The 23425-nt window shown below is 28.3% G+C and carries 22 protein-coding genes and 2 riboswitches; of the genes, 15 read left to right on the forward strand and 7 right to left on the reverse strand.

Features of this window, described 5'->3' with window-relative positions:
- The first annotated feature begins 1 nt into the window (after position 1).
- Both H5J23_RS13680 and H5J23_RS13685 read left to right on the forward strand, forming a co-directional pair.
- Complete coding sequence (locus tag H5J23_RS13680) at positions 2-1324, forward strand: UDP-glucose/GDP-mannose dehydrogenase family protein (RefSeq protein WP_185892806.1); 1323 nt, start codon at positions 2-4, stop codon at positions 1322-1324.
- A 16-nt stretch (positions 1325-1340) separates the two neighbouring features.
- The gene (locus H5J23_RS13685) at positions 1341-2732 is read left to right on the forward strand and encodes a glycosyltransferase family 39 protein (protein WP_185892808.1); all 1392 of its coding nucleotides are present in this window, start codon (positions 1341-1343) and stop codon (positions 2730-2732) included.
- A gap of 33 nt (positions 2733-2765) precedes the next feature.
- Here H5J23_RS13685 and H5J23_RS13690 read toward each other — a convergent pair whose 3' ends face one another.
- Together H5J23_RS13690 and glyA are read right to left on the reverse strand one after the other, a co-directional pair.
- Positions 2766-3107, reverse strand: a complete 342-nt coding sequence (locus H5J23_RS13690) for a zinc ribbon domain-containing protein YjdM (protein WP_185892810.1) — start codon at positions 3105-3107, stop codon at positions 2766-2768.
- A 95-nt stretch (positions 3108-3202) separates the two neighbouring features.
- Entirely contained in the window at positions 3203-4447 is a 1245-nt protein-coding gene (gene glyA, locus H5J23_RS13695) for a serine hydroxymethyltransferase (protein ID WP_023049688.1), read from the reverse strand.
- 124 nt (positions 4448-4571) lie between these two features.
- Positions 4572-4669, forward strand: a riboswitch (purine riboswitch).
- Between the two features lie 60 nt (positions 4670-4729).
- On the opposite strand from glyA, the gene H5J23_RS13700 reads away from it, so the two are divergent.
- The 4 genes from H5J23_RS13700 (at position 4730) to thiM (ending at position 8667) form a co-directional block, all read left to right on the forward strand.
- A complete protein-coding gene (locus H5J23_RS13700; RefSeq protein WP_040407455.1) occupies positions 4730-6124 on the forward strand; it encodes an amidohydrolase in 1395 nt (464 codons plus the stop codon).
- An 86-nt stretch (positions 6125-6210) separates the two neighbouring features.
- On the forward strand, positions 6211-6825 hold the full coding sequence (locus tag H5J23_RS13705; RefSeq protein ID WP_185892812.1) for a putative peptidoglycan-binding domain-containing protein: 615 nt from the start codon (positions 6211-6213) through the stop codon (positions 6823-6825).
- A 24-nt stretch (positions 6826-6849) separates the two neighbouring features.
- Positions 6850-6948, forward strand: a riboswitch (TPP riboswitch).
- Positions 6949-7040: 92 nt separating this feature from the next.
- Positions 7041-7847, forward strand: a complete 807-nt coding sequence (gene thiD / locus H5J23_RS13710; protein WP_185892814.1) for a bifunctional hydroxymethylpyrimidine kinase/phosphomethylpyrimidine kinase — start codon at positions 7041-7043, stop codon at positions 7845-7847.
- Positions 7840-8667 carry a hydroxyethylthiazole kinase gene (gene thiM / locus H5J23_RS13715; protein ID WP_221892839.1) on the forward strand — a complete coding sequence of 276 codons (828 nt, stop codon included), beginning with the start codon at positions 7840-7842 and terminating at the stop codon, positions 8665-8667. The genes thiD and thiM overlap by 8 nt, the downstream gene beginning before the upstream one ends.
- Here thiM and H5J23_RS13720 read toward each other — a convergent pair.
- Genes H5J23_RS13720 through H5J23_RS13730 form a run of 3 tightly spaced genes read right to left on the reverse strand, consistent with a single transcriptional unit; the run spans position 8660 to position 11367 of the window.
- Complete coding sequence (locus H5J23_RS13720; RefSeq protein ID WP_185892816.1) at positions 8660-9964, reverse strand: amino acid permease; 1305 nt, start codon at positions 9962-9964, stop codon at positions 8660-8662. The genes thiM and H5J23_RS13720 overlap by 8 nt on opposite strands.
- A gap of 9 nt (positions 9965-9973) precedes the next feature.
- Positions 9974-10756 carry an ABC transporter permease gene (locus tag H5J23_RS13725; protein ID WP_023049682.1) on the reverse strand — a complete coding sequence of 261 codons (783 nt, stop codon included), beginning with the start codon at positions 10754-10756 and terminating at the stop codon, positions 9974-9976.
- A complete protein-coding gene (locus tag H5J23_RS13730; protein ID WP_023049681.1) occupies positions 10756-11367 on the reverse strand; it encodes an ATP-binding cassette domain-containing protein in 612 nt (203 codons plus the stop codon). Before H5J23_RS13730 ends, H5J23_RS13725 begins: the two co-directional genes overlap by 1 nt.
- Positions 11368-11471: 104 nt before the next feature.
- On the opposite strand from H5J23_RS13730, the gene H5J23_RS13735 reads away from it, so the two are divergent.
- Positions 11472-11978, forward strand: a complete 507-nt coding sequence (locus tag H5J23_RS13735; protein ID WP_023049680.1) for a hypothetical protein — start codon at positions 11472-11474, stop codon at positions 11976-11978.
- A gap of 20 nt (positions 11979-11998) precedes the next feature.
- On the opposite strand, the gene malQ is transcribed toward H5J23_RS13735, so the two are convergent.
- Complete coding sequence (malQ, locus tag H5J23_RS13740) at positions 11999-13498, reverse strand: 4-alpha-glucanotransferase (protein WP_185892818.1); 1500 nt, start codon at positions 13496-13498, stop codon at positions 11999-12001.
- Between the two features lie 89 nt (positions 13499-13587).
- Positions 13588-15039 (reverse strand): carbohydrate porin, encoded by a 1452-nt coding sequence (locus H5J23_RS13745; protein WP_023049678.1) that lies wholly within the window; start codon positions 15037-15039, stop codon positions 13588-13590.
- Between the two features lie 238 nt (positions 15040-15277).
- On the opposite strand from H5J23_RS13745, the gene H5J23_RS13750 reads away from it, so the two are divergent.
- From H5J23_RS13750 to H5J23_RS13785, 8 genes are all read left to right on the forward strand, one after another.
- Positions 15278-16516, forward strand: coding sequence for a maltose ABC transporter substrate-binding protein (locus tag H5J23_RS13750; RefSeq protein WP_023049677.1), 1239 nt, complete (start codon positions 15278-15280; stop codon positions 16514-16516).
- A 53-nt stretch (positions 16517-16569) separates the two neighbouring features.
- Entirely contained in the window at positions 16570-17460 is an 891-nt protein-coding gene (locus tag H5J23_RS13755; RefSeq protein ID WP_185892820.1) for a carbohydrate ABC transporter permease, read from the forward strand.
- Positions 17457-18314 carry a sugar ABC transporter permease gene (locus tag H5J23_RS13760; protein ID WP_023049675.1) on the forward strand — a complete coding sequence of 286 codons (858 nt, stop codon included), beginning with the start codon at positions 17457-17459 and terminating at the stop codon, positions 18312-18314. Before H5J23_RS13755 ends, H5J23_RS13760 begins: the two co-directional genes overlap by 4 nt.
- 9 nt (positions 18315-18323) lie before the next feature.
- Positions 18324-19097, forward strand: coding sequence for a TrmB family transcriptional regulator (locus H5J23_RS13765; protein WP_023049674.1), 774 nt, complete (start codon positions 18324-18326; stop codon positions 19095-19097).
- Between the two features lie 17 nt (positions 19098-19114).
- A complete protein-coding gene (locus H5J23_RS13770) occupies positions 19115-19945 on the forward strand; it encodes a hypothetical protein (RefSeq protein WP_185892822.1) in 831 nt (276 codons plus the stop codon).
- Positions 19946-19964: 19 nt separating this feature from the next.
- On the forward strand, positions 19965-22346 hold the full coding sequence (locus H5J23_RS13775) for a glycogen/starch/alpha-glucan phosphorylase (RefSeq protein ID WP_185892824.1): 2382 nt from the start codon (positions 19965-19967) through the stop codon (positions 22344-22346).
- 63 nt (positions 22347-22409) lie between these two features.
- Entirely contained in the window at positions 22410-23006 is a 597-nt protein-coding gene (locus tag H5J23_RS13780) for a metallophosphoesterase family protein (RefSeq protein ID WP_023049671.1), read from the forward strand.
- An 8-nt stretch (positions 23007-23014) separates the two neighbouring features.
- Positions 23015-23425 (forward strand): ParB N-terminal domain-containing protein (locus tag H5J23_RS13785; protein ID WP_185892826.1); only part of this gene is annotated, 411 nt, incomplete at its 3' end.

Below are 23425 nucleotides of genomic sequence, written 5' to 3' on the forward strand. Positions count from 1 at the left end.
AATGAAAATAACTGTAATAGGAACAGGATATGTTGGACTTGTACAAGGTGTAATTTTAAGTGAATTTGGTCATAAAGTTATATGTTTAGATATAGATGAGAAAAAAATTGAAAATCTAAAAAATGGGATACTTCCAATATATGAACCAGGATTAAAAGAGATTTTAGATAGAAATGTTTTAGAAGGAAGATTAAAATTTACAACGAATAAAGAATATGCACTAGGAGATGCAGAGGTAATCTTTATAGCTGTTGGAACGCCTCCTGGAGATGATGGATCAGCGGATTTAACTTATGTTTTACAGTGCGCAAAGGATATTGGTCAAAATATTAGTAAGTATGCAATAGTTGTTAATAAATCAACTGTACCAGTTGGAACAGGAGATCTTGTAGAGGAAACTATTAAAAATGAATTAATGGGAAGAAAAATAAATGTAGAGTTTGATGTAGTTTCAAACCCTGAGTTTTTAAGAGAAGGAAAAGCGGTAAATGATTGCTTAAGACCTGATAGAGTTGTTATAGGAACTGAAAGTAAAAAGGCTTTGGGAATAATGAAAAAAATATATGATGTTTTATATATTAATAAAACTCCTTTTGTTTTTACAAATAGGAGAACATCAGAAATGATAAAGTATGCATCAAATGCATTTTTAGCTGTGAAAATATCTTTTATAAATGAGATGGCATTATTGGCTGAGAAAGTTGGAGCAAATACTCAAGAAATAGCTCAAGCTATGGGAATGGATGGTAGAATATCTCCAAAGTTTTTACATTGTGGACCTGGATATGGTGGATCATGTTTTCCAAAAGATACAAGAGCAATTGTTGAAATAGGAAAAGAATATGATGAAGATATGAGTGTTGTTTCAGCAGCAATATCTGCAAATGAGAAACAAAAGAAAAAAATAATAGATAAGATAATTAAAGAGATGAATGGTGTAGAGAATAAGATTATTTGTATATTAGGATTATCTTTCAAGCCAGATACAGATGATGTTAGAGATGCTCCAAGTTTAGATATAATAAAGGGTTTAATAGAAAATGGTGCAAAAATAAAAGCGTATTGTCCTAAAGGTATAGAGGAAACAAAATGGAGATTAGAAAAATATAAAGATAAGATACAGTATTGCAAAGATGAAGATGAAGCTAGTGAAAAATCAGATGCTGTAGTTTTAGTAACTGAATGGAATCAATTTAGAGGAATTAATTTAGAAGAATTAAAAGAGAGAATGAAAGGTGAGTTTTATTTTGATCTTAGAAATGTTCATATTAAAAACTGTAAGGTAAGATCTTTATTTAAATACTATCCAGTAGGGCAAAGATAAAAATTAAGGAGAGGGTATGAGATTTAAAGATGATACATATAAAGAGAGATACAAACTATTTTTCATAGGTTATTTTGCTTTAATTGTAGGGATAACTTTTTTAAGATTTCCAGATATAAGAAATGAGTTAAAGTACTTTGTAATAACAGAACAAATGGTAGAAACTAAAAATTTTATAATTCTTAAATATTTTACAGAGCTTTATCCAGATAAACCCCCGATTTATTTTTGGATATTAGGTTTAGTTAGATATGTAACCAAAGAGAATTTTTATCCAATTTCTCTAATTATAGCAAATATTATTCCTGCAGGAATAACTGCTTTTTTAGGTTTTAAATTGTCTAAATTATACTGGAATGAAAAAATGGCATATATATCTACTGCTATTTTTATAACATTGCCATATATATTTGGAGTATCACTAGTATTGAGAATGGATACTTTAATGACAACATTTATAATGGGAAGTATTTATCTTTTTTTCTCATCTTATTCAGATAAAAAAGAGATATCATTAAATAAGAGTATTTATTTTTATAGCTGCATAGCCTTGGGCGTTTTAGTAAAAGGAGGAGCTGCTTTTATTATTCCTGTGTTAACTATATTATTCTATTTATATTTAGATAATAATTTAAGTTATCTAAAAAAAATGAGATTATTATTAGGATTAGGAATAATAGTAACTATTTTAGGAATTTGGTTTCTAATGATGTTAAGTTTTCCAGAAGGTAAAAGTTATATAGGATTAATATTAGGGCAAGAAACTTTAGGAAGAGTTATCAAAGCAAAAACGCATACAAGACCTATATACTACTATTTAAAACTTTTACCACTAACAACTTTACCAATAGCACCATTTTTTATAGTAGGACTTTATAAGAGCTTAAGAAATTTTAAAAATAGAAAAAAGTGGAAAAAAATTGATAAAATTGCATTTAGTTTATTTGTTCCAAATTTAGTATTTTTTAGTTCGATAAGTGGTAAATTAGATATTTACTTACTTCCTCTTTATTATGGAATTATTATAATTTCATTGAGAGCTATCGAAAGAATTTGGAGTGGGTCAAAAGAAAAAGTTTATAGAATTTTATTATATATTAATTGTACGATATTAATTATTTGTGCTGGACTATTGCCATACTATAATAAAAATTTTACAATGAAAGATAGTATAGAGATTTTAAAAGAAAACAGTGAAAAGGTTTATAGTTATAGATTTGAAGATGCTAAAAATATTTCCAATGAAATAAATAAAAATTCAATAGAAAATATACCTTTAGAGGATTTAAGTAAAATGAACGAAGGTGAATTACTTTTAGTTAAAAAGAAATATAGAAAAGATATTTCAGATAGAAGTTTAGAGGAACTTTATTCAAATAAAGAGTATACTATTTTAATTAAAAAGTAATAGGAATAAAAATAAGGTCGTAGAAATACGACCTTAGATTTTTTTTACAAATTCAGATTTAAGTTTCATAGCTCCAATACCATCAATTCTACAATCGATGTTATGATCTCCTTCAACTAATCTTATGTTTTTTACTTTTGTTCCAATTTTAACAACAGAAGAACTTCCTTTGATTTTTAAATCTTTAATAACAGTGATTGTATCACCATCAGCTAAAAGAGTTCCATTAGCATCCTTTACAATAAGAGAGTCGTCTGAGTCATCCTCAGTAGCTTCTATTGACCATTCATAAGCACACTCTGGGCAAACAAATAGATTTCCATCCTCGTAAGTGTACTCTGAATTACACTTAGGACAATTTGGTAATTTTGTCATAATATTTTTCTCCATTCTATAAATAATTACTTATATTATAAAACAAATTTGAAAAAAATTCAAGAAAACAAAATTTTATTGATGTTATTTAACTTTTAATCCTTATATAAAGGGAATTTTTTACAAAGAATTTTAATATCTTCAATAATATTTTTAAGAATTTCATCATTATCACTATTTTGTAAAGCTGTAACAATTAAATTTCCAATTAAAATCATCTCATTCTCTTTCATACCTCTTGTTGTTAAAGCAGGAGTACCAAGTCTGATTCCACTTGTAACAAAAGGACTTTTAGTATCATAAGGAATTCCATTTTTATTAACCGTTATATTTACTTTTTCTAATATTTTTTCAGCATCTTTTCCAGTTATATCTAAATTTGTAAGATCAACAAGAATAAGATGGTTATCAGTACCTCCACTGACAACTCTAACTCCGTTTTGAGTTAATGTATCTGCTAAAACTTTAGCATTTTTTATAACTTGTTCTTGATATTTTTTAAATTCTGGTGAAAGAGCTTCTTTAAAGGCTACAGCTTTACCTGCTATAATATGCATTAAAGGTCCACCTTGAATACCAGGAAATATAATCTTATCGATTTTTTTAGCAATCTCTTCATCATTTGTTAAAATAAGCCCGCCTCTTGGTCCTCTAAGAGTCTTATGTGTTGTGCTAGTAGTAATATGAGCATATGGAATCGGAGATGGATGTAATCCAGTTGCAACAAGTCCAGCAATATGAGCCATATCGACAACTAAGTAAGCACCAACTTCATCAGCTATTTCTCTAAATTTTTTAAAGTCAATAGTTCTAGGATAAGCGCTTGCTCCAGCGATAATAAGTTTAGGTTGATTTTCTAAAGCTAATTTTCTAATTTCATCATAGTCAATTCTTTCATCATCTTTTTTTACACTGTATGATATAACTTTATAATCATTTCCAGAAAAATTAACATTTTTACCATGAGTTAAATGTCCACCGTGATCTAGTCTCATTCCTAAAATACAGTCACCTAAATCTATCAAACTTCTATAAGCTGCCATATTAGCTTGAGAACCAGAGTGTGCTTGAACATTAGCAAATTTTGCGCCAAAAAGTTCTTTTGCTCTTTCAATAGCTAAAGTTTCAACTATATCTACAAACTCACACCCTCCATAATAACGTTTATTGGGATACCCTTCGGCATATTTATTTGTCATAGCTGAACCAACAGCTTCCATTACACTTTTTGAAACAAAATTTTCCGAGGCAATAAGTTCTAAACCATTTTCTTGTCTATCTAACTCTTTTTCAATAGCATTGTAAACATCAATATCTGTATCTTTTAAAAATTTTAACATTAAACTACCTCCTGCAAATTATGTGATGTTTTAATTATATACTATTAATGTGTAGAATTCCATATATAAAATCAATAAAATAAAAAAACTTTGATTTTAGATTCAAATATGCTAAAATTATTTCGTGAAATATTTATTTAAAGCTTATATATATTTGGAATATGGCCAAAAGTTTCTACACCAAACCTTAAATTTGGTACTATAAGTAAAAGTAAATTGGGAGTCAGTTAACCCAGGAAGCTTTTGCTTGCTGGGATTTTTTTTATTTGGGAGGATTATTTAATGAAAAATTATTTAAAAGGTGCATTATTATTAGGAAGTTTATTTATAGTTGGGTGTAGTTCTTTAGTTGAGAAAAAAGAACAAGCTAATATAATAATAAAAAATGGAACTCTTTTAACAATGAATGAAAAAAGAGAGATTATAGAAAATGGAGTTATAGTTATAAAAAATAATAAAATAATTTCTGTAGGAAATGAAGATTTATTAAAAAAATATAGTGCTACTAAGATTATAGATGCAGAAGATGGAATTATAATGCCTGGAATGATAAATACTCATACTCATGTATCAATGACAGTATTTAGATCTTTAGCAGACGATGTTCCTGATAGACTAAATAGATATATTTTTCCTTTAGAAAATCAAATGGTAAGCCCAGAGATGTCATATATAGGAGCAAAGCATGGGGCTATGGAGATGGCTTTAGGTGGAGTAACTACGATGGTAGATATGTATTTATTTGAAGAGAGTGCTGCTCAAGCTGTTAAAGAGGTTGGATTAAGAGGAATTATGACACAAAATATAATTAAATATCCAACAGCAGATGGAAAAGAAAAAGGAGAAACATTAAATAGAGCTGTTGCTTTTGTAGAAAAATATAAAAATGATGAATTAATAACTCCAGGATTCGGACCTCATGGACCTCATACAGTAACAAAAGAGGAGTTATTAAAAATCAAAGAACTTTCAAAAAAATATAACGTGCCTGTTTCAATGCACGTAGCAGAAACTGATGGAGAGTTTGATAGAATCAAAAAAGAATATAAAATGACACCTGTTGAGTACTTAGATTCAGTTGGTTTATTAAACGAAAGATTTATTGCAGCTCATAATATCTTTATAACAGATAGTGATATAGAACTAATGAAAAAAAGAGATGTTGGGATAGCTCATAATATGGTTGCTAATATTAAATCAGCAAAAGGAATTTCACCAGCTTTAAAAATGCATGATAAAGGGATGAGAGTAGGTCTAGGAACAGATGGTCCTATGAGTGGAAACACTTTAGATATAATTGGTCAAATGGGGTATGTTGCTAAGTTACACAAACTAGATACAAAAGATAGATCAGCATTACCGCCAAAAAAGGCTGTTGAAATGGCAACGATAGGTGGAGCAAGAGCTATACATAGAGAAAATGAATTGGGAAGTTTAGAAGTTGGTAAATTAGCTGATATAGTAATAGTGGAAACAAAGTCAGTAAACATGAATCCAATATATGATCCATATTCAGCTTTAGTTTATTCAGCTAATGCTAGCAATGTAGATACTGTTATAGTAAATGGAAAGCTAATAGTAGAAGATAAGCAAATTAAAACTGTAGACTCTAAAAAAGTAATAAAAGATATAACTGATTTTAAGGAAAAAGTTCAAAAAGTTGCAGAAACTCTATAAAATTAGTCAAAATTATGATATAATATATCCTGTTTTTAAAAAGTTATTAAACTATTTAAATATACAGGGAGGAAACTAATCAGAGTATGCTAGAAAAATTTGTAATTATAATTACGTTATTGTATTCTACAGTCACTTTTGGATATGAGGATACAAAAATTAGAGAGATTATAATAAGTGAAGTGTTGTCTCACGAGGGGGATAAACTTGTAAAAACACAAAAGGAACTTTCTAAATATGGAATAAGAAATTTTTTATTAATTGAGTACAATAAAAAATTTAATAAAGATTATGAAATAAAATCTCTTACAGAGGGGCAAGCTAGAGAAATAGCCGAGCATCTTTTAACAGAGTATCGATTGAATGAGGTTAAGCACTCGTATTCACAAATGATGATATTTGATATATTTTTTAATGGTGGATATAATGCAGGAGCTGTTATAACTCAAAGAGCTTTAAAAAGATATAAACCTTCAGAAAACATAGTTGTAGATGGAGTTTTAGGAAGTAAAACAATAGCTGTTATAAATTCAGTTCAAGATCATGAAAAGTTTATAGATCTTATAACAGAAGAAAGAATAAATTATTATAAAAGTTTAACTAGTTGGGAGCTATATGGAAAGGGTTGGGAGAAAAGAATTCTGTCATATAGAACTAAGTTAAAAGAGATGGCTATGGTTGACATTAATAATAGAATATAGTATATTGTGTTTAAAAGAATAAAAAAAGTTTACTAGGGGAGCCAAAAGGCTGAGAAGTTAAAAAACTGACCCTTCGAACCTGATCTAGTTAATTCTAGCGTAGGGAAGTAGCAAAATACAATATTTTTTAGTTAAGAATACAACTATAATTTATAATTTGGCTATCCCTATTTTAGGGATAGCTTTTTTTATGCAAAAATTCTAGGAGGTAAAAAATGAAAAAAGTTTTAACTATAGCAGGATCTGATTCGTGTGGTGGTGCAGGAATTCAGGCAGATTTAAAAGCTATGAGTGCTCAAGGTGTATATGGAATGAGTGTCATAACTGCAATTACAGCACAAAATAGTATGGGAGTTTTTGCAGTTCAAGAGGTGGACTTGAATATTATAAAAAAACAGATAGAAGTTTTATATGAAGATATAGAGATAAGTTCAGTTAAAATAGGAATGTTATCTAGTAGTGAAATTATAAAAGTTGTTTATGAAACTTTAAAAAATGTTAATGGAAAAAATATAGTTATAGATCCAGTTATGGTTTCTAAAAGTGGTTACTATCTTTTAAAAGAGGAAGCAATAGAAGCATTAAAAGAATTTTTAAAAATTGGAACTCTAGTAACACCAAATATTCCAGAAGCAGAAATTTTAGCAGATATGAAAATAGAGTCTGAAGAAGAGATGATTTTAGCGGCTAAAAAAATAAAAAAATTAGGTGCTAAAAATGTTTTGATAAAAGGTGGACATAGAGAGGATAACTGTACAGATATACTTTTAACAGAAGAGAATGAGATTGTTAAATTTTTAGGTGAGAGGTTTGAAACAAAAAATACCCATGGTACAGGGTGTACATTATCTTCAACGATAGCTTCTTATATAGGAAAAGGTTATTCTATCGAGGAATCAGTAAAAATAGGAAAAAGATACATAACAGATGCAATAAAAAACTCTTTTTCTATAGGAGAGGGAGTAGGACCAGTAGGACATTTTGTAGATATTTATAAAAAGGCTGGTGTTGATTTTGAATAAGAATATCATGAAAGAGGAGTTAGTTGATGAGGTTGTATTAGCTTTAAAAAATACTAAGGAGAAAACACCATTGGTTTATCATTTAACTAATACAGTAACTATAAATGATTGTGCTAATATAACCTTAGCTATTGGAGGTTCACCATTAATGTCGTTTTGTATAGAAGAGATTGAAGAAATAATTGAATTTTCATCAAGTGTAGTTTTAAATATAGGAACTATGGATAAAAGTATGGAGACAATGGCAGTGGAAGTTGGAAAAATTGCTAATAAGTTAAAAAAACCAATTATTTTAGACCCGGTGGGAGTAGGAGCCACAAAGGCCAGAAAAAATCTTGTAAATGCATTATTAAAAGAGATAAAATTTACAGTAATAAAAGGGAATATGGCTGAAATAAAGTCAATTTTAAATATAGACTCTTTGAGTAGGGGAGTAGATTCTTTAGAAAAGGATGACAGTGGAGAAAAGTTAGTAAAGCTTGCAGCTAAAAAATTTAATTCAGTTATAGCTATAACTGGAGAAATTGATTATATTGGAAATCAAGAAATAGTTTTTAAAGTAATGAATGGTCATAAAAAAATGGAGCTGGTTACAGGAACAGGATGTATGATTTCATCTTTAATAGGAGCATTTTTAGGTGGAAAAAATAACTCATTAGTTAGTGCAGTAGGTGGAGTATTATCAATGGGAATAGCTGGAGAATTAGCAGAAAAAAACTTTATAGGAACAGGAAGTTTAAAAGTTAACATAATGGATAATATATCTAATCTAACTGAGGAGATAATAAGAAAAAATGAAAAAATATCCTCTACTATTTAGTAGAGGATTCATACTTTTTATATAAAAAAAGTGGTAAACCTGTTAAGTAGATAAGAAGTGTTTGAATAATATATATTTTTCCAGCAGCATACACCATCCAAAAACAATAAAATATAGCTAAAGTTCCATATAGAATATATTTTTTCTCATTTTTAAATGATGAAATTTTTAATAAAAATAAGATAGAAAAAATATAAGGTAAAAGCATTAGTGCAGCAGCAGAATTTGTAATTATAAGATATACATTGCTTGAAAAAAGAGACACCATAAAAGCAAGCTGCTTAATGAAAGCATTGAAAATTATAGCATTACTAGCAGCACCATTAACATTTAAATTTTTTAAAAAACTTGGAAATAGGTTATCCATAGATATATTATATGGAATTTCGGCAGCTATAATAGTCCATGTAATCCAAGCTCCAAATATAGAAATTAAAACAGAAATATTAATAAAAATTGCACCCCATTTACCAATAATAGCCTCTAAAATATAGGCTAAAGCAGGATCTTTTAAATTTTGGAGCTTCTCTGCAGGAAGTATTCCATAGCTAAGCACAACTATAAAAATATATAAAAAAAGTGCTATAAAGTAACCAATAAAAGTAGCTTGACTAACATCGTTTTTATTTTTTGCTCTTCCCGAGATGACAACTGCTCCTTCAACGCCAATTAAAGCCCATAAGGTTTGAAGCATACACCCTTTAATCTGTACAAAAATATCACCCCTATAGTTTAAAGTCCCCCAAAAATCAAAAGAAAATATCTTATATTTAAAAAAAATAAACATAAAGCAAATAGACATAATAATTGCTGAAACTTTACCAAAAGTAGCTAAAAAATTGAAAAAATTATAAGTTTTAATTCCTTTCATAATAATATATGAAATTAGCCAAAGAAGAGATGTGCCTAAAATAAATCCTTGTGGTGTTTTTACCCCTACAATAGATGGAAAAAAATAACTTAATGTTTGTACTATAAGAACAGGATAACTAGCATTACTAATAACGCAAGCCAACCAATATCCCCAAGCGGAAAAAAATCCAGCCAAAGGTCCAAAGCCAATACGAGCATATTCATATATTCCATTGTTTAAATCCGGTTTTTTTAAAAGAAGTCTTTGGTAGATTTTTATTATAAAAAATACGCCTAAAGCAGATATTGTCCAACCAATTAAAGCGGCTCCAATAGAAGAGGTTTTTGCAATCTCTTTTGAGATATTAAAAATTCCGCCACCAATAACAGAGCCAATTACAACACCGATAAGTCCAAATAAACCAAACTCTTTTTTCTCAGCCATAAATATCACCTATTCTTTAATCTTTAATGTAAATATTGAGTATTTATTAAAAAAATATAGAGAGCAAAAATAAAGTAAAATAAAAGAAGATAAAAATCTACAGACAAAAAGAGCAATCATTATAGCAATTTGATATTTTATAGCAACAATAGGTAGAGATCCTCCTAAAATTTGACCGGTCATCATACCAGGAAGAGAAACTAATCCAACATTTGCCATAGTAGCAACAGAAGGTTTAAAAGCTAAAGTTATGGCATTTGCTATAAATGGTTTTAGTGCTTCAAATTTAGTGGCTCCAAATGATAAAGAGAGAAGGTAGCTTTCTTCGTTAAGTTTTAAATTATTTAAAAAGTCATTTATAGTTACAATCATTCCGTTTAGAGTATTTCCTAAAATCATACCAGAGATTGGTATTAAATATAGAGCATCAAGAGGATCTTTTAAATGTAATAAAAGTTCTGAAAATATAAACATATTAAGAATTAAAGGAATAATAGTAGATACAGCAACGATTATATAAAATTTACTATCTCTTATTTTAACGTCTCTTACAATTGTAAAAGTGCATGCAAAGGTCATAAGAGTTAAATATGCTAAATTAATCCATGAATTATTGAGTGTTAAAATATAATGTAGATAAACACCGACTAACATAAGTTGGATAAACATTCTAAGAATAGATTTTATAACATTAGAAATCATATTTATTTCAAGATAATTCATAATATAAAAGATAGGAATTAAAAAAATAGCAAAATAAAGTAGATTAGGTAAAAATATATCTTGTGCCATTAAAGAATCACCGTCCTAAAATTATTTAAAGATTCTGTTTTATCATGAGAAACTAAAATAACCGTTTTATTTGTATTTAAAATATAATTTATAACTTTTTCTTTCATATCTTGATCTAAAGAAGAGGTTATTTCATCCAAAATCCAAATTTTTCGATCTAATAAAATTATTATAACAAAAGCTAACCTTTGTTTTTCACCACCTGAAAGTTGATTTATATTTTTAGATAAAATATTAGAATCTAAATTAAATTCTTTTAAAGTTTGTATAAGAATACTCATGTCTAGTTTAGTTTTTAAATTTTCTTTATAATTAAAAATAGTATGTATTAATTTTTCAACTTTTACATTTAAAAAAGGTGTGGATTGAGGCATATATCCAATTTTATTTCGAATAATATTAATAGTTTGTTCATTTAATTCTAAATTATCTACTAAGATACTTCCAGAATTAGGAGTACTAAAACCAAGTAAAAGTTTAAGTAATGTAGTTTTTCCTTTTCCAGAAACTCCAGAGATTAGTATTTTTTCTCCAGCATTTACAATTAAATTAAAGTTATTTAAAATAATTTTATCATTAAATTTTAGACTTATATTTTTAAAGTTAATCATATTCCCTCCATAAAACTTTATAGGGATTTTAACATATAAAGCAAGGAAAAACCATAAGAAATTTGTATATAAAACTAGGGAGAGTTTAAAAATAAGGAGGTTGTTTGTATGACGGGACGAGTATCAAATTAGAAGAGGTTAATAACTTTGAAAAAAAATTACTAAAACATGGAAAAATTTTAACATTAAAACCTAAAGAGGATATTATAAATAGCTTTTTTCTAGAAAAAGGTCACAATGTTGAACATTTAAAAGTAGATTCTAAGAGTAATGATGAAATTTATGAGGTTATAGCAAAAGAAAGTATTGTTAAAACTATGAGCGGTTTAAAAGATCGAGAACGATTTATAGGTATTTGGGCTTTAGATACTCTTTTACATTTGGATCGATTGGATTTATATTATGTTTTAAATAAATTTTATCAGGTTTTAGTTGAAAAAGGATTGCTTTATCTTTCTTTTAGATTTGGGGAAAAAGATTATTTTAAAGAGGGAAGATGGAATACTTGTTTCACGGAAAAAGAGTTAATGGATTTAGTTGGATTTACTGATTTTGATATTTTAGAAATGAGTAATCAAGATGATTATATTAATGTAATATTAAAAAAGTGAGATTTTTAATCTCACTTTTTTTATCGATTATACTTTTTCGTTAAAATAGATATTTTTTGAGAAAGATTGCTATCTAAAAAAGATTTATCAACTCTCCAAATCCAGTTGTTTCCTAGGGTAGAAGGTGTATTCATTCTACTAGAATCATTTAAACCTAAAAAATCTTGCATAGGAGCTACAACAAGTTGTGAATTAGAGCTCCAAAGAGCCTCAATAAACTTCCAATTAATGGAATTATCTTGAATATTTTTATCTTTTAAAAAATTATCAAGATAATCATCACAAAATATTTTATCTTTTTTGTTTATAGTTTCATACCATCCAACGACAGTTTGGTTGTCATGAGTACCAGTGTAAGCAATACTTTTTTTAGGATATTTATGTGGTAGATAATCACTTTCTTCCCTTGAGTCAAAAGCAAACTCTAATATCTTCATTCCAGGAAAACCTGAATCTTTTAAAAGTTTATAAACTTTAGGAGTTAAAAATCCTAAATCTTCCGCTATAATATCTAAATTACCTAAAGAATTTTTAATAGCATTAAATAATTTCATTCCAGGCCCTTTTTCCCACTTTCCAAATCTAGCAGTTTTTGCTTTAGCAGGAATTGACCAAAAAGATTCAAAACCTCTGAAGTGATCTATTCTAACTGTATCGTAGAGTTTAAAACAACTTTTGATTCTTTTAATCCACCATTTAAAATTATTTTTTTCAATATATTTCCAGTTATATAATACATTTCCCCAAAATTGCCCATCAGCACTAAAAGCATCTGGAGGGCATCCAGCAACTTTTGTAGGTTGTAACTTTTTATCAAAGCAAAACATATTAGGATTTTCCCAAGTGTCAGCACTATCAGTAGCTATAAAAATAGGAATATCTCCAATAATTTTTATTCTTTTATTGTTAGCATATGATTTTAATTCATTCCATTGCTTGTCAAATAGATATTGTAAAAAAATATGGAAGTTAATTTCATCTTGAAGCTCAAGTTTAGCTTTTTTTAAAGTTTTCTTATCTCTAAATTTATAATCTCTAGGCCATTCTAACCAGGATTTATCGTTGAATTTATCTTTAATAGCCATGTAAAGGGCATAGTTCTCAAGCCACCAAATATTTTTATTTTTAAAATTATTTAAAGTGTATAATAAATTTTTATTTTTAAAGTTTAAGAAGGCTTTTTTTAAAACTTTATATCGATCTGTATATAATTTATCATATTGTATATTTGATATAGTATTTAATTCAGATAAGGATTTAAGATCCTCTTTAGTTAAGATATCTAATTCTATTAAAGAATTTAAGTCTATAAAATATGGATTACCTGCAAAAGCAGAGAAAGATTGATAAGGAGAATCACCGTAGCCAGTTATTCCCATTGGAAGAATTTGCCAATATTTTTGATGACTTTTTTCTAAAAAATCAACAAACTCATAGGCACATTTTCCAAAATCACCAATTCCATAGTCGCCAGGTAGTGATGTTATATGTAAAAGAATACCGCTTGATCTATCTTTCATGAAAATACCTCACTTTTAATTTATTGTAAATGAGGCACCAACGGGAGGAAGGTGCCTCAAAAGGGAATTATTATATAAAATATATTATATTAGAACCAAACTTCTGCTTGAACTCCAACATTTACTCCATTTTTTCCACTGTAAGAGTTTAAATCAGATTGGAAAGCTTTTTGATAGTCATTATCCCATCCAGCCCAAGTAACAAATGTTCTAATTTCAGGTCTAGCCCAGAAGTCATTTGAATTTAACTTAAATGTTGGTGCAAATGTAAGCTTATAAAGGTTTCCATCTACATCATTACCGTTATCTTTTTCTTCTGTCACATAGTAGTAACCAGCTTCAAATTGAAGTTCAAAGTTTTCATTGATTTTATAAACTGGTCTAGCAACAACGCTAACCCAAGTTGATTTAAGACCATCAACATCAACCGAATAAGAGTCTCCTTGAGGATCTAAAAGAGTTGCATTGTAATTAAATTTACTATTTTTATTATGTTGAGCAACAACTGTTGTAAATAAATCCCACTTTTCATTGATAGGTAAAACTCCAAAAGTACCAAGTCTAGCAGATAGTGCATCATCTAAATTTTTCTCTGCTCCTCTACCAGCGGTTCCTAAACCATCTCCTGCATTAAGTCCATAACCAACTTGTGCAAAAATTTTCGAGAAACCTTTACCACTCCAGTAATATCCAGGTGTATTATAGAATATTCCCAGTTGTAATCCGTAATCAGCGGCACTATATGTATTATAATCTCCATTTTGGTTATTTATAGTTCTATTTTCATTATCTTTAGAAAAAGCAGCTCCTAAGTCGAACTCCCAAGATCCAATATCATATCTAGCAAGTAAATTTACAACATTTAAACCATCCTCTTTTGAAGAATTAGTAACAGGACCAACAGAATCATAACTATCGTAATCTCTAGCTATAACTCCTAAATCTAACATTCCATCTCCAATTTTTATATTATCTATTCCAGCTCCAGTTCCTGAATAATCAGTAAAATAGAAATCTGTTATATGAATATCTCTTCTATTATAGAATCTTTTACCAGCCCAGATTACAGATTCCTTGAAAGCTCCTGAAAATACTGGAAGATTTCCCATTTCAGCATAAGCTTGTCTAAGAGCTACATTTTCATTCCAATCGTTATAATCATCAGTTCCTTTAGCAAACATGATATGCCATTTAGACCAAGAACCATTGTCTAGGTAGAAATTTTTAACTAATTCAGCTTCAATATAAGTATCGCTTTCATTACCAAGTCTTCCAACTCCATTTTTATTAAATACTTTTCCTTTTTTTAAATCATTATTTGCATTTAAAAGAAGTCCAGATCTACCATATCCATGAAATTCAAAACTTGGATGCTCTTGATTATACTCTAATTTAGCAATTCTATCCTCTAAAGCAGATACATCATAAGAAGCTGTAACAACTTCAGGAGTTTGAACTACCTCTTTGGCAAAAGTTTTTTCTCCAACTGTTCCAGCAAGGATGATACAAGATAAAAGTGTAAGAATTTTGTTAATTTTCATAAATTTGACTCCCCCTGTATTTTATTTTTTTGTTTGTTGTAAAACTGATACAACATTTCATACCAATATATTTATAACATTTTTTTTAATTTGTCAATAATAAAACTAAAATTTCTTAAAAAAAACATAAAAATAAAAAAAAGTACATATTTTTTTAAAAAAACTATTGACTATTGTTAAAAAATGAGGTAATAATATTGTTGTATTTAAAGTACAACAAAAATCAAGGAGGGGTAAAATGAGAAACATTTTAAAAAAACCGCTATTAGTTTTAGCAGCAGGAACATTATTTTCAACAATAGCTTTAGGTAAAGCCACTGAAATAACTTTATGGGAACAGATGGAACCAGCAGTAAGACCTACTTACATAAAAATAGTTGATGAATTTATGAAAAAGAATCCAGATGTTAAGGTAAATGTAGTTCATTATTCCAATGAAGATTTAAGAACTCAGTTTCAAAATGCATCTTTAGCAGGTCAGGGTCCAGATATAGTTTATGGTCCAAATGATAATATAGGAATTTTTATGGTTTCAGATTTAATCAAGCCAATTGATAAAGTTGTATCTAAGGATTTAATTCAAAAATTTAATGAAGGAGCTTTAAAAAGTGGTATGTATGATAATCAATTATATCTACTACCAGAATTCTTAGGAAATCAAATAGCTCTTTTATACAATAAAGATATGGTAGCTAATGCACCAAAAAATTGGGAAGAGTTTTTAAAAATAGCACAGGCAAATAGAGCTGTAGACGCAAAGGACAAAGCTAATTCTAAATATGGATTCCTATATAATGAAAAAGAACCATTTTGGTTTGTAGGATTCTATAATGGATTTGGAGGAGAAATTTTTGATAGCAAAAATAATCCTAATCTAGATAACCAAGCTATGGTAGATGCTTTAACTTTTGTAAGAGATATTAGAGCAAAGTATGACTTAGGAGAAGCAGGAATGGATTACGATATTGCTTCTCAACTGTTTAAACAAAAGAAAGCTGCTATGATATTAAATGGAGCATGGTCTTGGAAAGAATACGAGGATGCTGGAATAAACTTGGGAGTAGCTCCTATGCCAATTCCTTCAAAAAATGGTTATGCATTATTTACAAATGCATCTAAAGGATATTCATTATCAGAAAATACATCAGATAAGAAAACAGAGGCTTTAAATAAGTTCTTTGATTATATTTTCTCTCCAGAGATAAATGCAGAAATTTCTTTAAATCAATCACAAGCTCCAGGAATAGAGGCAGCTAGAGAATTGCCACAAGTTAAAAACGATAAATTAATGCAAGATTCAATTGAAACAATTAAATATACTGTTCCTATGCCAGTTGTGCCAGAAATGAGAGCTATCTGGGATGCTATGAGACCGAACTTAGAAGCTGTTTTAAATGGAAAAATGACTCCAGAAGATGCAGCTAAAAAGATGCAAAAAGATGCAGTAGACGGAATTAAAATTATTAAAGGTGAGTAATTAAATTGAGAGGTTGGATTTTATCCAACCTCTAAAATTAAAAGGAGACGATTATGAGTGGAAAAGGAAGACTAGTAGGTAAAAATACACCATATTTATTTATAGCACCAGCTTTTATAGTGATGGCAATAATGGTATTTTATCCTTTAGGCTATGGATTTTGGTTATCTTTAACAAATATGAGTTTAAGAACATTTAAAAATCCAGGTTTTGTAGGATTACAAAATTATATTAGAGTATTTCAAGATTCAGAAGTATTAGCAACTTTTATTAGAACTATAATTTGGACTTTTGTAAACGTATTTTTTCATGTAACTATTGGATTATTTTTAGCAATATTACTGAATAGAAAACTACCAGGAAAATCTATTTTGAGAGTTTTTCTTATAATTCCTTGGGCAATGCCTCAATATATAGCAGCTCTTACTTGGAAAGGTATGTTTAATCAAAATTTTGGAGCTATAAATTTAATGCTAGGTTGGTTTGGAATACAAAATCTACCTTGGTTAAGTGATCCAAAGCTAACTTTTTATGCAGCAATAATAACAAATATTTGGTTGGGATTTCCATTTATGATGATGATAACACTGGGAGGATTACAATCAATTCCAGCGGAATTATATGAAGCAGCTGACATAGATGGTGCTAGTCCTTGGAGTAAATTTAAAGATATAACACTACCTCTATTAAAGCCAACTCTAACACCTGCAATTATATTAGGAACAATTTGGACGTTTAATATGTTAAATATCATAATCATTTTAGCTGGTGGATATGGAAACAAAGAAACACAGATATTAGTAACAGATGTTTATAGATTGGCATTTAATTTCTATAGATATGGATTTGCAGCAGCGTATTCAGTATTAATATTCCTATTTTTACTTGTATTCTCTGTAATATATGTAAGAAAGAGCAATATTTTTAAGGAGGAGTCAAGATGATTGAAAAGAACATTCATTTTGAGAAAAATGACAGTTGGAAGAAAATAATTGGAATTTACACAATATTAATAATCTTTTGTTTGATAACTTTATATCCCCTATTAAATGTTTTATCTGTAGCTTTAAGACCGGGAGACCAATTGTTTTCAACAAGTTTAAGAATAATACCTGAGGATGCTACTTTAGATAACTTCAGAAAAGCCATATTTGAAACGGATCTTTTAATTTGGTTAAAAAACTCTCTTATTATTTCAACATTAACAGCTATAATAGGAGTATTTATATCAATAACTGCAGGATATGCATTTTCTAGATTTTCATTTTGGGGAAGAAAAGTTGGTATGATGACATTTTTAGTAACACAGATGTTTCCAGCACCAATGTTATTGTTACCAATGTTCATAATATTAGTAAGATTGAAATTAATGAATAGCTTTTTAGGATTACTAATTCCTTATGTAGCAGTGTCTGTACCTTTTTCAGTTTGGATGTTAAAGGGATATTTTGATACAATACCTAAATCATTAGAAGAAAGTGCATATATTGATGGTTGCAAAGTTTGGCAAGTTATGTATAAAATAGTGTTGCCAGTTTCAACTCCAGCCCTTGCAATAACTGCTTTATTTTCTTTTATGACAGCATGGTCTGAGTTTGTAATAGCAAGAATAATTTTAACATCAGCAGAAAAGTTAACTCTACCAGTTGGACTAGTTAATCTTCAAGGTTCTTTTAGTGCAGAGTGGGGAACATATTCAGCAGCTGCACTAATAACAAGTGTACCAGTTGTAATACTGTTTATTAGTCTATCAAGATATCTTGTAGGTGGATTAACTGTTGGAGGAGTTAAAGAGTAGGAGGATATTTTGATAGAAAATGAAAAAATTTTAGAAAATTTAGAAAAAATCGGATTTGGAAGAAAAGAGGCTGAGGTATTTTTAGAACTTATAAAAAACCCAGGATCTAATGGATCTCAAATCGCAAAAGCTTTGGGTTACCCTAGAACAACAGTTTATCAAAACTTAGATATTTTACAAAAAAAAGGGTATATAAACTCATATTTAGATAAAGAGATAACTTTATATGAAGCAATTGATTTAAATGAGCTTTTTGAAAATTATAAAAAAGAGGTAAGCACAGCCACAAAATTTTTAAAAGATGAACTTAATAAAGTTGAAGTTAGTGGCAAACAAAAACAATTTTATAATTTAAACTCATTTGAAGATGTTAAAGATAGATTTAGAAATATCTTAAAAAGAGCTGAAAAAATTGTGTATATAAATACTAATTTAGATCTATTTGAATTTGAAAAAGACTTCAAAAGATTAAAAGAAAAGGGTGTTAGAGTTATACTATTTAGTTTTAATAAAATAGATTACGATAGTCTTGGAGTTGAAACATATATAAGAGATAGTTTTAATTTTAATATAACTAATTCAGAAAAAAGAATTATGGTAGCTGTTGATTTATTTGCAGCAATAATTGCTAGTAACTATGAAGGTGAATTTTGTGGAACATATTCTGAAAATAAACTTTTAATTAATATAGTTACTGAACATATAAAAAATGATATTCACTTAATGAAATTAGAAAATAGATTTGGGAAGGATATCAATAAAATAATAACATTAGATTTTTAAAAAGAGAGGGGAGTTAGATGAAAAATCTATTTTTTTTAGGAGCTTTATTATCGACAGTTGTAATAACAGGTTGTACACTAACAACACCAATAAAAGAAAATACTTCTATAGTAAAAGAACAAGGAGTTAAAATATATGGTGTGAAGGATACTACTTCAAGGGATTATCCATTAATATTAAAAAATAATGAGATATCAACAGACAAATTTTTTATGAATATTTCATTTAATAAAGATAGTATTGATGTTTCAATAAAAAATATATCTAAAGACGTTATTTTTATAAATTGGTCAGATACAAAATATATAGGATTTAACGGAAAAGAGCAAAGACTTTTTGATGTAAACGAAAAATCTAAAGGATTCTATACAAAAGCTTTAGACTTTGGTTTAAGACCAGGAGAATCTACATCAGCAAAATTAGTTCCTGTTGACAATTTAAAAGTTTTATTTGGAAGTTCAACAAGTTCTCAAGATATCTTTATTGATAAATCTTTATTTGAAGGAGAAAAATTAACAAGAGATTATGCACAAATGATTATTCCTATAAATCTTGATTCTAAAAAAGGTCCAATAATAACACCAAATATATATTTTGGAAATGGTGTTAATTCTAAAGAAGTACATCAATTATTACAAACTAAAGTGAATAAAAAAATAGTTAAATCTAATACGCAAGAAGCATCAGAATTAAAAAATATAAAGGCTGAAAATAATAAACTAAGCAATGAGATAAACAATAAAGATGAGATAATTAAGCAATTAAAAGAGAAAGCTAGATTAAAGGCTGAATTAGAGAAAAAAGAGTTAGAGATTCAAGAACTTATGAAAAAATTAAATGAAAAATAATAAGTGAGGAGAATAGAATATGCTAATTGAGAAAAATCTTTTAAAAGGTAGAATAGAAAAACAGGTAGAAATTTTATTTAATAAAAGTATAGATGAGGCAAACTCTTTTGAAATTTACCAAGGACTGAGTAAGGCTTTAATTGAAACAATTTCTAAAAATTGGTTAGAAACTAGAAAAAAATATGAAAGTGGTAAACAAGCATTTTATTTCTCAGCAGAATTTTTGATGGGAAGAGCTCTAGGAAATAATTTGATAAATTTAGGAGTTGAAAAAGAAGTAAAAGAGATATTAAAAGAACTTGGATTAGATATAAATATAGTTGAAGACGCCGAAGAGGACGCAGGTTTAGGAAATGGTGGACTTGGAAGACTAGCTGCATGTTTTATGGACTCTTTAGTAACTTTAGATTTACCAGGACAGGGATATGGAATTAAATATAAAAATGGAATTTTTAAGCAAAAAATAGTTAATGGATTCCAAATTGAAACTCCAGAAACTTGGTTAAAATATGGTGATGTTTGGACAATATGTAGACCATTTGATGAAGTTATAGTTGAATTTGGTGATAGTAAAGTTAGAGCAGTTCCTTATGATATGCCAATAATAGGGTATGGAACTGAGAATGTGAACACTCTTAGATTATGGGAAGCTAAATCTATAAATGAGTTAGATTTAAAGGCTTTTAATGATCAAAATTATGATAAAGCTTTAAAGGAAGTTAATGAAGCAGAGGATATATCTAGAATTTTATACCCTAATGATTCAACAAACGAGGGGAAAAAACTTAGATTAAAACAGCAGTATTTCTTTACATCTGCATCATTACAAGATATAGTAAGAAAATTTAAGAGATTACATGGAACTGATTTTAGAAAATTACCAGAATTTGTATCAATCCAACTAAATGATACTCATCCAGTAATTGCAATACCAGAACTTATGAGAATTTTATGTGATATAGAGGGTCTATTATGGAAAGATGCATGGAAAATTGTAGAGAAAACATTTGCATATACAAACCATACGATATTATCAGAAGCATTGGAAAAATGGTGGATTGGACTTTATGAAGAGGTAGTTCCTAGAATATTTCAAATAACAGAAAGAATTCACTTTCAATTTTTAGATCTTTTAGAAGAAAAATATCCAAATGATAGAGCTAAGAGAGAAAGAATGTCAATAATCCAAGGTGATTTAATACACATGGCATGGCTTGCTATATATGGATCTTTTGCGACTAATGGAGTTGCAGCACTGCATACAGATATTTTAAAGCATATAGAGTTAAAAGAGTGGTATGAGCTGTTTCCAGAAAGATTTTTAAATAAAACAAATGGAATAACTCAAAGAAGATGGCTACTTCAATGTAATCCAGAATTATCTAATTTAATAACTGAATTAATTGGAGATAGATGGGTTACAGATTTTTCTCAAATGAAAAATTTAGAAAAATATTCAGCAGATAAATCGATTATTGAAAACTTCTTAAATATAAAATTAGAAAAGAAAAAACAATTAGCAAAATATATTGAAGAAACTCAAGGAATAAAAATTAATCCAGATTCAATTTTTGATATTCAGATAAAAAGATTACATGAATATAAGAGACAACTTCTAAATATATTTCATATTTTAGATTTATATTATAGATTAAAAGAGAATCCAAATTTAGAAATTCATCCTGTAACATATATATTTGGAGCAAAATCTGCTCCAGGATATATGAGAGCTAAAGGGACAATTAAATTAATCAATGAGGTAGCAAATCTTATAAATAATGATAAAGATATTAAAGATATGATAAAAGTTGTATTTATAGAAAATTACAATGTTTCAGCTGCTCAACTTTTATTCCCAGCAGCGGATATATCAGAACAAATATCAACAGCTGGAAAAGAGGCTTCTGGAACTGGAAATATGAAATTTATGATAAATGGAGCTTTAACTTTTGGAACTTTAGATGGAGCTAACGTTGAAATTGTTGAAGAGGCTGGAATAGAGAACAACTATATTTTTGGATTGAAAGTTGAAGATATAGAAAAGTTTAAAAAAGAGGGATACAATCCAAATATTCCTTATAGAAATACAGTTGGATTAAAAAGAGTTGTAGATGCTCTAATAGACGGGACACTAAATGATGAAGGAACAGGACTTTATAAAGAATTATACGATTCATTATTAAAAGGAGCTTCTTGGCACAAACCAGATCAATATTTTGTGCTACAAGATTTTGAAGCATTTAGAGAAACACAAGAGAGAATAAATAAAGAGTTTTCTAATAGAGAAAATTGGGGAAAGAAAGCTTGGATAAATATTTCAAATGGTGGTAAGTTTTCATCAGATAGAACAATAGATGAATATGCAAAAGAAATTTGGAAAATCGCCCCTCAAAGAATTTAATATAAATAAAAACTACCATATATTTATGGTAGTTTTTGTCTATTAAAAATTAGGAGTTGAAAAATGAAGATACTTGCAGTTAGTGATGAAGCAACGTTGGAGAGATATTCTCCTGAAATTTTAAAAGAGATGTTCAAAGATATAGAATTAATAATATCTTGTGGAGATGTTAGTAACAAATATTTAGATTACCTTTTTACTGTTTTAAACAAAGAGCTAGTTTATGTTAATGGAAACCATATATACGCAGGGGATCACGATATAAGTTTTTGTAAAAATATAGATGGAGGAGAAAATTGTACGGTAAAAGGAATAAAAATTGTTGGATTTGATGGAAGTCAAAGATATTCAATGGGAGCACATCAATATAGCGAAAAAGATGTTTTTTTTATGGTTATGAAAAGTTATGTTAAAACAATGTTTAAAACAGTTGATTTAGTTATTAGTCATTCACCTATTGGGGGGATAAACGAAGGTGATGATCCAATACATAAAGGTTTTAATAGTTATAGAAAAGCAATTGATCTTTTAAAGCCAAAATATTGGTTACATGGACATATCCATTTAAAAAGTCACCATGAGATTCAAGAGGGCCAATTTGAAAATACAAGAATAATAAATGTATTTGGATATAAGGTCTTAGATTTGGATTTCTCCTAGGAGGAAAAATGAAATTTGATATAGATAAAGAAGAAGCTGAAATAGCCTTTAAAAAGGCTTTGAGAAAAACTAGATTTAATTTTTTTGATAGAGAAAATAGAAAAATAAAGGAATTTAGTGTAGTAGAAAAAGAGAATCAACTTTCTAATAAAATTTATTTAGGTGTAAAAGAAGTTCCCGTTGTAAAAATTGTTGGAACTGTTGAAAAAGCACAGGATTTTGATAAAGATTTTAATCCATTAAGAGAAGAGTCTAAAGGTAGGTGGAGTTCAGTTTATATAAAATATTTAGAAAGTGGAAGTTTACCACCAGTTATTTTATATAAAGTTAGAGAGGAATATTATGTATATGATGGAAATCATAGAATTTCTGTAGCTAAAAATTTAAATTTTCATTCAATAGAAGCAGAAGTCTATGAG

Source organism: Cetobacterium sp. 2G large (assembly GCF_014250655.1).
GTDB lineage: Bacteria > Fusobacteriota > Fusobacteriia > Fusobacteriales > Fusobacteriaceae > Cetobacterium_A > Cetobacterium_A somerae.

Bases quoted from the DNA above. Each gene is read 5' to 3' on its own strand.
- H5J23_RS13680 (WP_185892806.1), top strand. From the start codon at position 2: ATGAAAATAACTGTAATAGGAACAGGATATGTTGGACTTGTACAAGGT.
- H5J23_RS13685 (WP_185892808.1), top strand. From the start codon at position 1,341: ATGAGATTTAAAGATGATACATATAAAGAGAGATACAAACTATTTTTC.
- H5J23_RS13690 (WP_185892810.1), bottom strand. From the start codon at position 3,107: ATGACAAAATTACCAAATTGTCCTAAGTGTAATTCAGAGTACACTTAC.
- glyA (WP_023049688.1), bottom strand. From the start codon at position 4,447: ATGTTAAAATTTTTAAAAGATACAGATATTGATGTTTACAATGCTATT.
- H5J23_RS13700 (WP_040407455.1), top strand. From the start codon at position 4,730: ATGAAAAATTATTTAAAAGGTGCATTATTATTAGGAAGTTTATTTATA.
- H5J23_RS13705 (WP_185892812.1), top strand. From the start codon at position 6,211: ATGCTAGAAAAATTTGTAATTATAATTACGTTATTGTATTCTACAGTC.
- thiD (WP_185892814.1), top strand. From the start codon at position 7,041: ATGAAAAAAGTTTTAACTATAGCAGGATCTGATTCGTGTGGTGGTGCA.
- H5J23_RS13720 (WP_185892816.1), bottom strand. From the start codon at position 9,964: ATGGCTGAGAAAAAAGAGTTTGGTTTATTTGGACTTATCGGTGTTGTA.
- H5J23_RS13725 (WP_023049682.1), bottom strand. From the start codon at position 10,756: ATGGCACAAGATATATTTTTACCTAATCTACTTTATTTTGCTATTTTT.
- H5J23_RS13730 (WP_023049681.1), bottom strand. From the start codon at position 11,367: ATGATTAACTTTAAAAATATAAGTCTAAAATTTAATGATAAAATTATT.
- malQ (WP_185892818.1), bottom strand. From the start codon at position 13,498: ATGAAAGATAGATCAAGCGGTATTCTTTTACATATAACATCACTACCT.
- H5J23_RS13745 (WP_023049678.1), bottom strand. From the start codon at position 15,039: ATGAAAATTAACAAAATTCTTACACTTTTATCTTGTATCATCCTTGCT.
- H5J23_RS13750 (WP_023049677.1), top strand. From the start codon at position 15,278: ATGAGAAACATTTTAAAAAAACCGCTATTAGTTTTAGCAGCAGGAACA.
- H5J23_RS13755 (WP_185892820.1), top strand. From the start codon at position 16,570: ATGAGTGGAAAAGGAAGACTAGTAGGTAAAAATACACCATATTTATTT.
- H5J23_RS13760 (WP_023049675.1), top strand. From the start codon at position 17,457: ATGATTGAAAAGAACATTCATTTTGAGAAAAATGACAGTTGGAAGAAA.
- H5J23_RS13770 (WP_185892822.1), top strand. From the start codon at position 19,115: ATGAAAAATCTATTTTTTTTAGGAGCTTTATTATCGACAGTTGTAATA.
- H5J23_RS13775 (WP_185892824.1), top strand. From the start codon at position 19,965: ATGCTAATTGAGAAAAATCTTTTAAAAGGTAGAATAGAAAAACAGGTA.
- H5J23_RS13780 (WP_023049671.1), top strand. From the start codon at position 22,410: ATGAAGATACTTGCAGTTAGTGATGAAGCAACGTTGGAGAGATATTCT.